Origin of the sequence: Marinobacter sp. KM021 (assembly GCF_050707965.1) — a bacterium.
GTDB lineage: Bacteria > Pseudomonadota > Gammaproteobacteria > Pseudomonadales > Oleiphilaceae > Marinobacter > Marinobacter shengliensis.
Genome location: NZ_CP136129.1, coordinates 1191662 through 1205066 on the forward strand (window position 1 = coordinate 1191662; position 13405 = coordinate 1205066).

Genomic DNA, 13405 nt, shown 5'->3' on the forward strand with positions numbered 1-13405 from the left:
GTCTCAGTCATCGTGTATCCGGCCATTGCCGGTCAACAGGTTCTGATAAAGCGTTGCGTAATCCCTGGCGCGCTGTTTCCAGGAATAATCTGCGCTCATTCCGTTTTCCTGCAGTCGCCGCCATGTCTTCCTGGTGCCAAGGGTCTGCAGGGCACGCTCGACCGCCTGGAATAGCGCATCGGGTGTGGGTTCCCGGAACACGAAACCATTGGCTTGGTCGGCAGTGACTTCTGACGGGTCGAATACGGTGTCGTTCAGGCCACCCACGCCGTGGACGACCGGCACGGTGCCATAGCGAAGGCTATACATCTGGTTCAGCCCGCAGGGCTCGAAGCGCGATGGCATGAGAAACAGGTCTGCACCGGCGGTAATGCGGTGCGCCAGGCCCTCGTTGTAGCCCAGGGTCAATGACAGCTGCCCGGGCCATGCCCGTGCCAGTTCCTGCAGCCGCACCTGGTAGTGGCTTTGGCCCGACCCCAGGATGGCAAACTGGCAGCCGCGCTCCAGCAGGGGCACCGTGACGGCCAATAGCCAGTCAAGGCCTTTTTGTTCCACCAGGCGACCCACAAAGCCAAACAGGGGAGCACCACTGGCCTCAAGCTTGAGCTCCTGTGCCAGGCGCGCCTTGCACTGTTCCTTGTTTTTCAGGTGGCCGGGGCCGTAATGGAAGTCTAACCATCGGTCCTGTTCCGGGTCCCAGGCGCGGGTGTCAATGCCATTGAGAATGCCGTGCAGGTGGCGGGAACGATGGCGCAGCAGGCCATCCAGTCCGTAGCCAAACCAAGGTGTCTGGATTTCCTCGGCGTAGCCGGGGCTAACCGTGGTGATGGCGTCACTGAACACCAGGCCGCCTTTGATAAAGGACAGCTGGCCGTGGAATTCAAGCAGCTCCATGCGCCAGAGAAAGTCCGGCAGGCTCAGGGCCCGAAAGGTTTCGTGGCTGAAAAGCCCCTGATAAGCCAGGTTATGAATGGTAAACACGCTCTTGGGCGGGTGTTGGGCGTTCTCCAGGAACACCGGGATCAGCCCTGCCTGCCAATCGTTGCAATGCACAATGTCGGGTTGCCAGGACAACCCAAGCTGCCCCAGTGCCATCATGGCACCGATTCGGCCAAAAAGATGAAAACGGTGAGCATTATCCCACCAGTCTTCACCATCATCGTTCTGGTAGGGGCTGTCGCCGGGGCGATCAAACAGCGCCGGGCAGTCCACCAGCCAGAGACTGACGGCCGTTCCGGGTAAACGTGTCTGCCACAGGGCAACGTCATACTGGCCATAACGGAAACGGGTTTTGCGGCGCGAACCTGCCCCTCGGGCCGCTTCCAGGGCAGCGGGATAACCGGGTAACAGTATCTGGCAATCATAACCAAGCTTGCACAAGGCCTCGGGCAGACTTGCGGAAACATCCGCCAGGCCTCCGGTTTTCACCAGCGGGTAGACCTCGCTTGTGGCAAACAGGATGCGGGTCATGGTGCTGCCCTCAGAATGATCAGCGCCAGGGGAGGCAGGGTTACCTCCAGAGAGGATGGCCGTGCCATCCACGGCTGGTCATCGGCGATTAATGGGAGAGGGTTGCCCAGGTTGCTGCCGCCATAATAAGTGGAGTCGGAATTGAAGATTTCCTGCCAGGCCCCGCCAATGGGCACCCCGATTCGATAATGTTGGCGCGGGATGGGCGTAAAGTTGACGATAACAACAAGAACTTCCTGCTGCTGCCCACCTTTGCGCACATAACTGATCACCGATTGCGGCGAGTCGTGGCAATCAATCCACTCAAACCCCGCACCGGTGAAGTTCCGGCCGTGGAGGGCGGGCTCCCGGCGATACAAACCGTTCAGATCCCTGACCAGCGTTTGTATGCCCCGATGCGCGTCGTGTTCAAGCAGGTGCCAGTCCAGCTCCCGCTTTTCGCTCCATTCACGGCGCTGGCCAAACTCCCCGCCCATAAACAGTAGCTTGGCGCCGGGATAGGTGTACATGTAACTGAATAAAAGGCGTAATGAGGCCCGTTGTTGCCATTCATCACCCGGCATTTTCTGGATCAGGCTGGACTTGCCGTGTACCACCTCATCATGGGACAACGGCAGCAGGAAGTTCTCGGAGAATGCATAAAGAAGGCCGAACGTGAGTTTTTCATGATGATACTGCCGGTACACCGGATCTTGCTGGAAGTAACGCAGGGTGTCGTGCATCCAGCCCATGTTCCACTTCAGGTTGAAACCCAGCCCGCCAATTTCCGGCGGCCGGGTTACTCTGGGCCAGGAGGTGGATTCTTCCGCCATCATCAGGATGCCCGGAAAGCGGCTCTGGCATACCCGGTTGAGGTCTTTCAGGAACTCGATGGCTTCAAGATTCTCATGTCCACCGTAGTCATTCGGCAGCCATTCACCTTCGTCGCGGGAATAGTTCAGGTACAGCATGGAGGCCACGGCATCCACCCGTAATCCATCCAGATGATAGGCGTCGAGCCAGAACAGCGCGCTCCCAATCAGGAAATTACGGACCTCATGGCGGCCATAATTGTAGATCAGGGTACCCCAATCCTGGTGCCTACCACGGCGTGGGTCTTCATGTTCGTAAAGTGCGGTGCCATCGAAGCGGGCGAGGGCGTAATCATCATCGGGAAAATGCCCCGGCACCCAGTCCAGTATCACCCCGATGTTGTTCTGATGACATTGGTCGATAAGGTAACGCAGATCATCCGGGCTCCCGTAGCGGCTGGTGGGCGCATAGTAGCCTGTGGTCTGGTAACCCCACGACTCATCCAGTGGGTGCTCGGTAATCGGTAGCAACTCGATATGGGTGAAACCGGTTTCCAGAACGTAGGGGACGAGCTGGTCGGCCAGCTCGCGATAGGTCAGCCAACGGCCAGAGCCATGGTGTTGCCAGGAGCCGGGGTGTACTTCGTAGATACAGATTGGGCGATGCTGCCAATCAAAACGGCTTCGTTTGTCCAGCCAGTCACCATCGCCCCAGGGGTATCGGCCTCGCTCGGTGACCACGGCGGCATTGGAGGGCCGATGCTCAAAAGCCTGACCATAAGGGTCAGTTTTGATGATCTCACCGCGAGCCGTGCTGATCGCAAACTTGTATATGGCCCCGGGCCGGACACCCGGTATAAACAGCGACCAGACCCCCGAGCTTTCGTTCGCCCGCATCACGTGCTGGGCCGAATTCCAGCCGTTGAAATCTCCAATCACACTGACTGAGCGGGCGTTGGGTGCCCAGACGGCAAAACGCACGCCTTCTTTCCCGCTGACCCTGAGAGGGTGGGCACCCAGCACATTGTAAATGTGCCAATGGCGACCTTCGGCAAACAGGTGGAGATCGAACTCGCTCAAGGCAGGGCTTTCCATAGACCTTCGATTCCCGATCAGGATGGCAGGACAATGACCGTTATTGAACGCCGTTGGGCCTGTACAAATAATGACCCAAGACAATATTACGTCATAATCTTCTGCTAGTGTTCTAATATTAGTATCAGTGTCAAATTGATGTCGACTCTCCCTTCATCTGCTCAAACAGGGAAGGAAGGCCACCAAGGTTTTCAGGGAAGGTGTCATGCATACTGCGAAGCGCTTCGTCAGCCGTCTTACACGGCAAACTCTCGCTCTGGTTCTTGCCGGGGGGCGCGGTTCCCGACTCCAGGATCTCACCAAGTGGCGCGCCAAGCCCGCCGTGCCCTTCGGCGGCAAGTTCAGGATTATTGATTTCCCGTTATCTAATTGCATCAACTCCGGCATCGCCCAGGTCGGAGTGATTACTCAGTACAAGTCTCATTCCCTGATTCGCCATATACAGCGGGGCTGGGGCTTCATGCGCGGTGAGCTTGATGAGTTTGTGGAATTGCTTCCCGCCCAACAGCGCATTGAAACCTCCTGGTATGAGGGCACTGCGGATGCAGTATTGCAGAATCTCGACATTATTCGCAGCCATGAACCAGAGTACGTGCTGATCCTGGCCGGCGACCATGTTTACAAAATGGACTATGGCACCATGCTGGCCGCTCATGTGGAGAATGAGGCAGACATTACCGTTGGCTGTATTGAAGTGCCGATTGAAGACGCCACCGCCTTCGGTGTGATGTCGGTGGACGATGAACTACGGATTACCGAGTTTGAGGAAAAGCCTGCGGTACCGAAGGCCATGCCAGGACAACCCGATAAAGCCCTCGCGTCCATGGGCATCTACGTATTCAGCACCCGGATTCTTTTTGATGAATTGCTACGAGATCATCAGCTTAACAACGACTCTTCACATGATTTCGGAAAAGACATCATCCCGTCGGTCATACGGCGTCTTAATGTGTGTGCCTTTCCGTTCCGGGATCCTGTCAATAAAAAGCCGGCCTATTGGCGTGACGTAGGGACTATCGATTCACTCTGGCAAGCGAACCTTGAGCTGATAGACGTGAGCCCCGAACTCAACCTGTACGATGCCCACTGGCCGATCTGGACCTATCAGGAGCAGCTACCGCCGGCCAAGTTCATATTTGACGATGAGGACCGCCGGGGAACCGCCGTTGATTCCATGGTGGCCGGAGGCTGCATAGTGTCCGGGGCCCGAATTCGCCACTCATTGCTGTTTTCACAGGTGCGTGTGCATTCGTTCACCACGGTTGAGGACGCTGTCATCTTTCCGGATGTAGATATCGGCCGCCATTGCCACATTCGCAAAGCTGTCATTGATCGAGGATGCAGAATCCCGGATGGCACCCGCATTGGGTTTGACCAAAAAGCAGACGAAAACCGTTTCCATGTTTCGCCCAAAGGCGTTGTTCTGATCACTCCCGAGATGCTCGGGCAGGATTACCCCCATGGACTCTAACCATCGCACCCCCGTTGTGCTTTGCTGGCATATGCACCAGCCCGTGTACCAGGACCAGCACACCGGCGAATTTCTGTTCCCCTGGGTCTACCTGCATTGCATCAAGGATTATGTTGATATGGCAGCGCACCTGGAGGCTCATCCAGATGCCAGGGCCGTGGTGAATTTTGCTCCGGTGCTGCTGGAACAGATAGAAGAATATCTGGTTCAAATTGAGCGCTGGCGACACAGCGGTACGGCAGTGAGCGACCCGGTGCTGGCAGCACTGGTGGCTGACTCCTTGCCCGAGCCCGGCTCTCCTGGTTTTCTGGAACTGATGGAAAAATGCCTGAGAGCAAACGAAAACCGGATCATCAAGCGGTTTGCGCCTTATAAACGGCTGTCGGAACTGGCCCGCTTCTATCGCACCCGCCCGGATATCCAGCGTTACATCTCACCGCAACTACTGGTGGACCTGCTGGTTTGGTACCACCTGGGGTGGATGGGAGAAACCGTGCGCCGTACTCACCCGGTGATCCAGACCCTGCAGGAGAAAAGCCATCAGTTCACCATGGAAGACCGGAGAGCGTTATTAAACGTCATCGAAGAGCTGATGGCAGGGCTTGGACCCAGGTACCGCCACCTTTCGCAAACTGGCCAGGCAGAGTTGGCCATGAGCCCCTGGGCTCACCCTATCGTACCGCTGTTACTGGATTTCGGTTCCGCCAGGGAGGCCATGCCGGATATCCGTATGCCCGAGCATTCGACCTATCCCGGCGGCAAGGACCGGGCAGACTGGCACATTCGTATGGGGCAGCAGGTATTTCAGCGATTTTTTGGTGAGCAGGCCGCAGGCTGCTGGGCGTCTGAAGGTGGCTTGAGCCAGGATACCCTGGCTTTGCTTGGTGAACACGGCTTTCAGTGGACCGCGAGCGGCGATTCCGTGGGTCACAACAGCTTTCGCCTGGCTAGAGAACAGGGGGCGCTGAGCAAGGAGCCTCCCATTCACCGTCCTTTCCTGTTCGGGGAACAGCCGGTAACCGTGTTTTTCCGCGATGACGGTTTGTCGGATCTGATTGGCTTCAATTACGCAGATTGGCACGCGGAAGACGCCGTTGGCGACCTGGTCCATCACATGGAGAATATTGCCAGTAATAGCAAGGCAGGGGATTGCCCGGTTATTTCTGTGATTCTCGATGGTGAGAACGCCTGGGAGTACTACCCGGAGAACGGCTACTACTTTCTGGATGAGCTATATCGTGTATTGGAAAACCATAAGACCCTGCGGCTGACTACCTATCGGAACCTGCTGAGCGAGCCGGTGTGCGATCCCGTGAAACTGCCGCACCTTGTGGCCGGAAGCTGGATTTACGGCACTTTCTCAACCTGGATTGGTGACCCGGACAAGAACAGAGCGTGGGACCTACTTTGCGAAGCCAAACAACACTATGACCGTGTTATGGACAATGACAGCCTGACCACCGAACAGAAAGAAAAGGCCAGCTACCAACTCGGCCTTTGTGAGGGGTCGGATTGGTTCTGGTGGTTTGGTGACTACAACCCGGCTCCGGTGGTTCGGGATTTTGAACATCTTTATCGCCGGCATTTGGCCAACCTCTACGACAACATTGGCTACCCGGCGCCTGCCCGCCTGTTCCAGCCCATCAGCCAGGGTGGGGGAGAGCCTGCGCGGGGCGGGGCCATGCGCCCGGGGCATGAGGCCGGGGGGCTGGAATGAGTGGAGCACTGACTCCCGCACCGGTATTTTCCCGTCGTCGTGCAGGTGTGTTGCTACATCCAACTGCCTTGCCAGGAAATGACGGCAAGCTTGGGCAACAGGCCCGGCGATTTGTCGACTATCTGGCAGACGCAGGCATAACGGTTTGGCAAACCCTGCCAACAGGACCTACCCATTCCGATTTATCCCCTTATCAGTCGTTATCCGCCCACGCCGGCAACCCTGAGTTTATTGACCTGTCGGAGCTTGTTTATCTGGACTTGCTCAGTACCGATGAGCTAGCGCGGGAGACCAGAGGCCGCGCCCTTGAAATCGCAGCAGGGCGTTTTTTAGCGACCACCGGCCAACAACCCGTAACCACCAACCAGGATACCTGGCGACAGTTCCTGTCCGACCACAAGGCGTGGCTGGATGACTTTGCTTTGTTCATCGCCATCCGGGATGCCCATGGCGGCATTCCCTGGTATGAATGGCCAATGCCTCTGCGGCGCAGGGAACCACTGGCTCTTGAAGCATTCCGAGCCCGGCACGGTAACGCCATTGAACAGGTCTGTTTCGAACAGTTTGTTTTTCATCTGCAATGGCAGGCAATGCGCCGATATGCCCGGGAGCGGGGCGTGCTGATGTTCGGGGATATCCCCATTTTTGTTGCCCACGACAGCGCCGATGTCTGGGCCCACCCCGACATGTTCAAGCTGGATGCTCAGGGCCAGCCCCTGGTCGTCGCCGGCGTGCCTCCGGACTATTTTTCTCCTGATGGTCAGCACTGGGGTAATCCACTCTATGACTGGCAAGCTATGGCCGCCGATGGTTATCGATGGTGGATAGATCGGCTGGCCAGCCAGCAGGAAAAATTCGACCTGCTCAGGATTGATCACTTTCGGGGCCTGCAGGCGTTCTGGGAAATTCCTGCGGCAGATGCCCGCCCGGTGAACGGACACTGGGTGGCGGGCCCCGCCGATGCCTTCCTGTCAGCGTGTTTTGAGCAACTCCCGGAACTGCCGCTGGTTGCGGAGAATCTGGGCATCATCGGGGCCGATGTCGAGGCACTTCGGCAGCGGTTTAACTTGCCCGGCATGACGGTCATGCAGTTTGGTTTTGATGGCAGCGCAACCAACCCTCACTTACTTCATAACCATAAAGAGCATGACCTGGTGTACACCGGTACCCACGACAATGACACCACCCTGGGCTGGTACCAGAGCCTGGATGAACGTACCCGGGATCACGTAAACCAGTACCTTCGGCTCACCGACGACAGCATTCCAAGGCAGATTATCCAGGCGGCGCTGGGGTCTGTCTCGGGGCTGGTGATGATTCCCATGCAGGACCTTCTTGGTCTGGACTCCAGTGCCCGCTTCAACACACCCGGCACAACCTCCAATAACTGGATCTGGCAGTTGCCAGAGAACTATGAATCGCTGGCGCGGTCTGATTCCCTGCGGTCTATGGTCAACCTCTACGGACGTTAAAACTGACGATTGGTTATTAATTGACCAGCGTCAAGATGGTTAAACCTTGACCAGTTTTAAATACAAGGAGCGGGTGTGTTTATCGAAGGGTATTTTACGTTGAGTAAATGCAGGGGGATATCATGGAGCATCGGCTTAGCCAGCGCATTGAGGGCGAATTACCTATACTGGTGTACAAACGGGGAATGCCCGTAGCCACCGGGCAAATCCAGGACGCCTCCCGGCGAGGATTGTTTGTGGCGACTGATTACGCCGACATCCGGTTGAACCAGCCCATTCAGCTGGCCTTCAAGCTTCCGGATCAGGGACAGGATTGCCACCGGGTGCTGAATGCGCACGTTATTCGCCGCTCTTCCGGCGGGCTTGGTTTGGGGTTTGATGGAACGGATAACGAGGTGGACGTGATTGCAGAGTTGGTCCAGTGGCTTCAAAGCCAATCTTTGCTCACTGGATTCAGGGTTTAGGGCGGCACAGACCGCACCAACAGAATAGCCGCAAGAAGGAATGGATAACATGGCACGATTGGCAGGCAAGGTTGCAGCAGTGACTGGCGGAGCCGTTGGAATTGGCAAGGCCGCCGTTCAACGTATGGTGGAAGAGGGCGCAGCGGTTGGCATACTGGATGTTCTTGACCAGGCCGGTAAAGCGCTCGCCACGGAACTGGCCGCCAAGGGTTACAAAGTGGCCTATTGGCATTGTGATGTGGCAGACGAGGCCCAGGTAAAAGAGGCTATCGATAGCGTTGCGGAAAAATTCGGCAAGCTCGACGTATTGGTTAACAATGCCGGCATATCCGGCACCAACAAACCGACCCATGAACTGACGGAGGAGGAGTGGGACAGGGTCCAGGCGGTTAATGTAAAAGGTGTTTTCTTCTGCACGAAGCACGCGATACCGCACATGAAAAAAGCGGGCAGCGGCAGCCTGATCAATCTTTCATCCATCTACGGCCTGGTAAGCGCTCCAGATGTTCCGCCTTACCACGCGTCGAAAGGCGCGGTGAGATTGATGACCAAGACCGACGCGATGATATACGCACCAGACCGCATTCGCGCCAATTCGATTCACCCGGGATTCATCTGGACGCCTATGGTTGAGAATCACCTGAAAACCACTGGCATGGACCCGGAAGAAGCCAAACAGGCGACTGCGGCCTTGCATCCGTTGGGCCACATGGGGGAGCCCGATGACATTGCCTGGGGCATCGTTTACCTGGCGTCTGATGAGTCCAAGTTTATCACTGGCAGCGAACTGGTTATCGACGGCGGCTATACAGCGCACTAACACCGAGCCACGGCCATGACGCTTGCCGCTTACACCATGCGGGCCCTGCCAGCTCAGCTGTCGGGGCTTATGCCACTGGCGCTGGATTTGCGCTGGAGCTGGCATCATGGCAGTGATCAGCTATGGCGATTGCTGGATGAAGATGTCTGGGAGTCGACACAAAACGCTTGGCTGGTACTCAATAGTGTGTCCTCTGAACATCTGCTGGCGCTGGCAGAGAGCCCGGAATTTCTCAACGTATACCAGGCCCAGACCAGTCACCTCCAGGCATTGAACGAGGCGGATACCTGGTATTCCGATACCTGCGATGGCCAACTTGGTGAGGGCGTTGCCTGGTTCTGTATGGAATACGGTGTGTCTGAGTCTTTGCCGTTGTACAGCGGTGGCCTTGGCGTATTGGCGGGCGATTACCTCAAAGCCGCCAGTGATCTCGGCGTGCCGGTGATGGCGGTCGGCCTGCTGTTCCAGCAGGGTTATTTTCGCCAGGCCCTGAGTGCGGACGGCGAACAACTGGAGTTTTACCCCTACAACGACCCAACCATGCTGCCGGTGGCACCTGTGAGAGACCCAAGCGGAGAGTGGGCAAGGGTAACGGTTCCGTTCCCGGGACGGGATGTTCGGTTGAGGGCCTGGAAAGGCCAGGTTGGCCGATGCGAATTACTGCTGCTGGATGCAAACGACCCCCGTAATGAACCCGGTGACCGGGGCATCACCAGTGAACTTTATAGTGGTGACCCCGAAAAACGCATTCAGCAGGAAATGGTACTGGGTATTGGTGGTTGGCGATTGCTGGAGCTGCTGCAGCGCAAGCCTGCCGTATGCCATATCAACGAGGGGCACAGTGCACTGGCGCTGATCGAACGCGCCCATTGCTGGCAGAAGGCCAATCAATCGGATTTCGCAACGGCCCGACTAGCAACCCGTGCCACCAATTTGTTTACCACCCATACCTCGGTGGCCGCCGGCTTTGATCGATTTGCGCCGGAATTGGCAGAACTCTACCTCTCACCCTGGCTTTCCGAAAACAACAACTGCCTGCACAACCTCATTGAAATCGCCAACGGTGGCAGCCGCGATCTGAACATGGCCGGCGTTGCGCTTGGGATGAGCGGCCGCTTTAACGGTGTAAGCCAGATCCACCGCAAGGTTACCCAGGCAATTTTCCAGCCCTGGTTTGGGCGCTGGCCTGCTGACGACATCCCGGCCGAGTTCGTGACCAACGGCGTGCACACTCCCAGCTGGGACTCACCGGAATCCGATGCTTTGTGGACCAGGGCTTGCGGCCAGGAGCGGTGGCGCCGGCCGCTAACCCAATCCTGCCCGCTGCAGTCCATCACTGACGACGAGCTATGGCAAATGCGCAGGAGCCAGCGCAAACGGCTGATCAGCTATCTCCGCAAGCGCCTGCGAAGCCAACACTGCGAGCACAAGGTTGGCTCCAGTGTCGAGGCCGCGTGCGGATTGTTGTTAGACCCGGAAACCCTCACGCTTGGATTTGCCCGACGTTTTACCAGCTATAAACGCCCGGATCTCCTGCTAAATGACCCGGAAAGGCTGCTGGCGTTACTATGCTGTCGCGACCGACCACTTCAGATCGTCTTAGCGGGTAAAGCTCACCCCCACGATGCCGCAGGCAAGGCGTTGATCAAGCGCTGGAAGGATTTTTCCAGGCGCCCCGAGGCCGAGGGCCGGGTAGTGTTCATTGAGGACTATGACCTTGCTGTGGCCAACCAGCTTATTCAGGGGGTTGATGTGTGGCTCAATTGCCCGAGGCACCCGTGGGAAGCTTGTGGCACCAGCGGCATGAAAGTGCTGGTAAATGGTGGCCTGAACCTGTCCCAATACGATGGTTGGTGGGCAGAAGCTTGGAACGAGAACGTGGGCTGGGCCATTCGGCCTGGTGCCACTTTTGAAGAACTCAGCCATTCCGACCAGCACGATGACGCCGACGCAAACGAACTCTTCGAATTGCTGGAGGAACAAGTGGTTCCCGAGTTCTACCAGCTCAACAGCGAGGGCCTGCCGGCCAGCTGGTTACAACGGGTGCGAGCCAGCATGGACCAGTTAACCGCCAGTTATTCCGCCAATCGCATGGTTCGGGAATACGTTGATGCTTTCTACCTACCGATGATTGCCAAGGGCAACCAGAGGAACCCCGAAACCGCCAGACAATTGCTCCAATGGCAGCAACAAATTGCCCAGCATTGGCCAAGATTGCGCTTTGGAAGACTCACTAGCCAGCAGGAAGATTGCACGCGGGTGTTCACCCTGGATGTGTACCTCGACGGACTAAGCCCAGATCAGGTGATGTTCGAGCTGGTGGCTGAGGCTTCGGAATACGGTGGGCGCATTGTTCAGCCCATGACGCTTGAACGAAGCCTGCCCGGTGCGGAAGACAGCTACCTGTTTTCGGTATCGGTACCATACCGACCGGAGGATCATTACACCCCAAGGATTCGCCCACACCACCTGCTGCTTCATATCCCGTTAGAGGATCAGCACGTGCTCTGGTATCGCTAATCGGTGTTAGCCGCGCCAGAACCCGGGTGACAGCACGATCACCACACTGAGAATTTCCAGCCGGCCCATCAGCATACCCACCGACAGGATCCACTTGGCGGCATCTGGCAGGGGAGAGAAGTTACCCGACGGACCAATAATGTCACCCAGCCCCGGGCCAACGTTGGTCAAAGAGGTGAGGGCGCCAGACAGGGCTGTCACGAAATCGAGCTGAAGTGACGCCAGCAGCACCGTGATAATCAGCAGGCACAGCAGGAAGATGAACGTGTAGGCAATCATCGATGAAATAATCTCGTCGCTGACCGCCCGCCCGTTGTAGTTTCTGGTAAAGACCGCCCGCGGGTGCAGCAGCCGCATCAGCTGCTCCCGAAGAATGATCAACGACAGTTGGAAACGGAAAATCTTCATGCCGCCAGAGGTCGAGCCGGAACAGCCGCCTACAAACATCAGAAAGAAGAACACCACAAAGGCCAGCGGCCCCCAGGCGGCGTAGTCTTCTGAGGCATAGCCGGTAGTGGTCACCACAGACGTTACGTTGAACAACGTCGCCACGTAATTGTGTAAGGGATCAAATGGAATCGGCGAAACCCACCAGCGGTAGAGTGTCAGCAGCGCGGGCACCGTGAAAAGAATGGTCAGGAACAGTCGGACCTGCTGGTCTTTAAACAGAACACCGTGCTGCCCGTGCAATTCCCGCACGAACAGAAAAAACGGCAAACTGCCGATGATCATAAACAACGTGGCTTCCATCAGGATCAGATCGCTGAACTTGCCCATCGACAGATCAGAGGTGGAGAAACCACCCGTAGCAATACTGGTCAGGCCATGGTTGAAGGCATCGAACAGACTCATGCCTGACAGCCAGTAGGTGACCACCGCAATCACCGAGAAGATCAGATAAACGAACAGAAGGCCACGACTGAGTGTTTTCATTCGAGGCAAGGCTTTGTCTGTCCATTCTGAAGATTCTGTTGCGAACAGCCGCATACCACCAACACGCAGGAACGGAAGCACCGCAACGAACATACCGATGATACCGATGCCGCCAATCCACTGCAGGATGGACCGCCACAGCAGCAGATCCCGATCCATATCATCAAGACCACTCAGCACCGTGGCACCCGTTGTGGTTATGCCGGAGGTACCCTCAAAAAAAGCATCTGCCGCGGAAATGCCGTTATCACTGAGATAGAAGGGTATTGAGGAGAGCAGGGCGATGATAAACCAGCTGGAAACGGTAAGAACGAACATGTAGCGGGGCTTGAGATCCCTGGGTTGCCGGTACATCGACAACACGCCTACAGCACCAAGCGCAAATACGATACCGGCCGATTCGGCGAAGGCCACCGCGTTTGGTACGTCTTCCCCCGCAAGAGCGAGAAGTACAACCGGTAAGGTCATGAAAACACTAAGAAGTATAAACATGACGCTGATAATAAATATGACAGGGTAAAGGTTTCTCAAGGTGCGCCCGCGCCAGCTGACAAAGAGACGGCGTCAGGATACCCGCGGTACCGGGCTTCCGCAAGGAAACAGGCGGACGCACGGGCCATTAACACCAAATTAAATCCCTGTAAAAGCAACG

At 56.7% G+C, this 13405-nt stretch carries 9 protein-coding genes; 6 read left to right on the plus strand and 3 right to left on the minus strand.

All coding sequences use genetic code 11. The features are described 5' to 3' along the window. Nucleotides 1-3: 3 nt before the first annotated feature. Complete coding sequence (gene glgA / locus RVM24_RS05590) at nucleotides 4-1470, minus strand: glycogen synthase GlgA (protein WP_286249746.1); 1467 nt, start codon at nucleotides 1468-1470, stop codon at nucleotides 4-6. Further along, complete coding sequence (gene glgB / locus RVM24_RS05595) at nucleotides 1467-3356, minus strand: 1,4-alpha-glucan branching protein GlgB (protein ID WP_431475078.1); 1890 nt, start codon at nucleotides 3354-3356, stop codon at nucleotides 1467-1469. Before glgB ends, glgA begins: the two co-directional genes overlap by 4 nt. 205 nt (nucleotides 3357-3561) lie before the next feature. Between glgB and glgC the strand changes: the two genes are divergently transcribed. The 6 genes from glgC to glgP all read left to right on the plus strand — a co-directional run bounded on the left by glgC (nucleotide 3562) and on the right by glgP (nucleotide 11820). Continuing rightward, entirely contained in the window at nucleotides 3562-4827 is a 1266-nt protein-coding gene (gene glgC / locus RVM24_RS05600) for a glucose-1-phosphate adenylyltransferase (RefSeq protein ID WP_431475079.1), read from the plus strand. Then, the gene (locus RVM24_RS05605; protein ID WP_431475080.1) at nucleotides 4817-6544 is read left to right on the plus strand and encodes a glycoside hydrolase; all 1728 of its coding nucleotides are present in this window, start codon (nucleotides 4817-4819) and stop codon (nucleotides 6542-6544) included. The genes glgC and RVM24_RS05605 overlap by 11 nt, the downstream gene beginning before the upstream one ends. Continuing rightward, the gene (gene malQ, locus RVM24_RS05610) at nucleotides 6541-8016 is read left to right on the plus strand and encodes a 4-alpha-glucanotransferase (protein ID WP_342632480.1); all 1476 of its coding nucleotides are present in this window, start codon (nucleotides 6541-6543) and stop codon (nucleotides 8014-8016) included. Before RVM24_RS05605 ends, malQ begins: the two co-directional genes overlap by 4 nt. 122 nt (nucleotides 8017-8138) lie before the next feature. Beyond that, entirely contained in the window at nucleotides 8139-8480 is a 342-nt protein-coding gene (locus RVM24_RS05615; protein WP_061332924.1) for a PilZ domain-containing protein, read from the plus strand. A 49-nt stretch (nucleotides 8481-8529) separates the two neighbouring features. Continuing rightward, on the plus strand, nucleotides 8530-9300 hold the full coding sequence (locus RVM24_RS05620) for an SDR family NAD(P)-dependent oxidoreductase (protein ID WP_431475081.1): 771 nt from the start codon (nucleotides 8530-8532) through the stop codon (nucleotides 9298-9300). Nucleotides 9301-9315: 15 nt separating this feature from the next. Continuing rightward, nucleotides 9316-11820: an alpha-glucan family phosphorylase gene (gene glgP, locus RVM24_RS05625; RefSeq protein ID WP_431475082.1), complete on the plus strand. Its 2505-nt coding sequence runs from the start codon at nucleotides 9316-9318 to the stop codon at nucleotides 11818-11820. A gap of 6 nt (nucleotides 11821-11826) precedes the next feature. On the opposite strand, the gene RVM24_RS05630 is transcribed toward glgP, so the two are convergent. Next, on the minus strand, nucleotides 11827-13245 hold the full coding sequence (locus RVM24_RS05630; RefSeq protein ID WP_431475083.1) for a TrkH family potassium uptake protein: 1419 nt from the start codon (nucleotides 13243-13245) through the stop codon (nucleotides 11827-11829). Between the last annotated feature and the right edge of the window lie 160 nt (nucleotides 13246-13405).

What these genes read in the sequence shown, in the direction of transcription:
- glgA (WP_286249746.1), bottom strand. Translation starts at nt 1,470, where the DNA reads ATGACCCGCATCCTGTTTGCCACAAGCGAGGTCTACCCGCTGGTGAAA.
- glgB (WP_431475078.1), bottom strand. Translation starts at nt 3,356, where the DNA reads ATGGAAAGCCCTGCCTTGAGCGAGTTCGATCTCCACCTGTTTGCCGAA.
- glgC (WP_431475079.1), top strand. Translation starts at nt 3,562, where the DNA reads ATGCATACTGCGAAGCGCTTCGTCAGCCGTCTTACACGGCAAACTCTC.
- RVM24_RS05605 (WP_431475080.1), top strand. Translation starts at nt 4,817, where the DNA reads ATGGACTCTAACCATCGCACCCCCGTTGTGCTTTGCTGGCATATGCAC.
- malQ (WP_342632480.1), top strand. Translation starts at nt 6,541, where the DNA reads ATGAGTGGAGCACTGACTCCCGCACCGGTATTTTCCCGTCGTCGTGCA.
- RVM24_RS05615 (WP_061332924.1), top strand. Translation starts at nt 8,139, where the DNA reads ATGGAGCATCGGCTTAGCCAGCGCATTGAGGGCGAATTACCTATACTG.
- RVM24_RS05620 (WP_431475081.1), top strand. Translation starts at nt 8,530, where the DNA reads ATGGCACGATTGGCAGGCAAGGTTGCAGCAGTGACTGGCGGAGCCGTT.
- glgP (WP_431475082.1), top strand. Translation starts at nt 9,316, where the DNA reads ATGACGCTTGCCGCTTACACCATGCGGGCCCTGCCAGCTCAGCTGTCG.
- RVM24_RS05630 (WP_431475083.1), bottom strand. Translation starts at nt 13,245, where the DNA reads ATGTTTATACTTCTTAGTGTTTTCATGACCTTACCGGTTGTACTTCTC.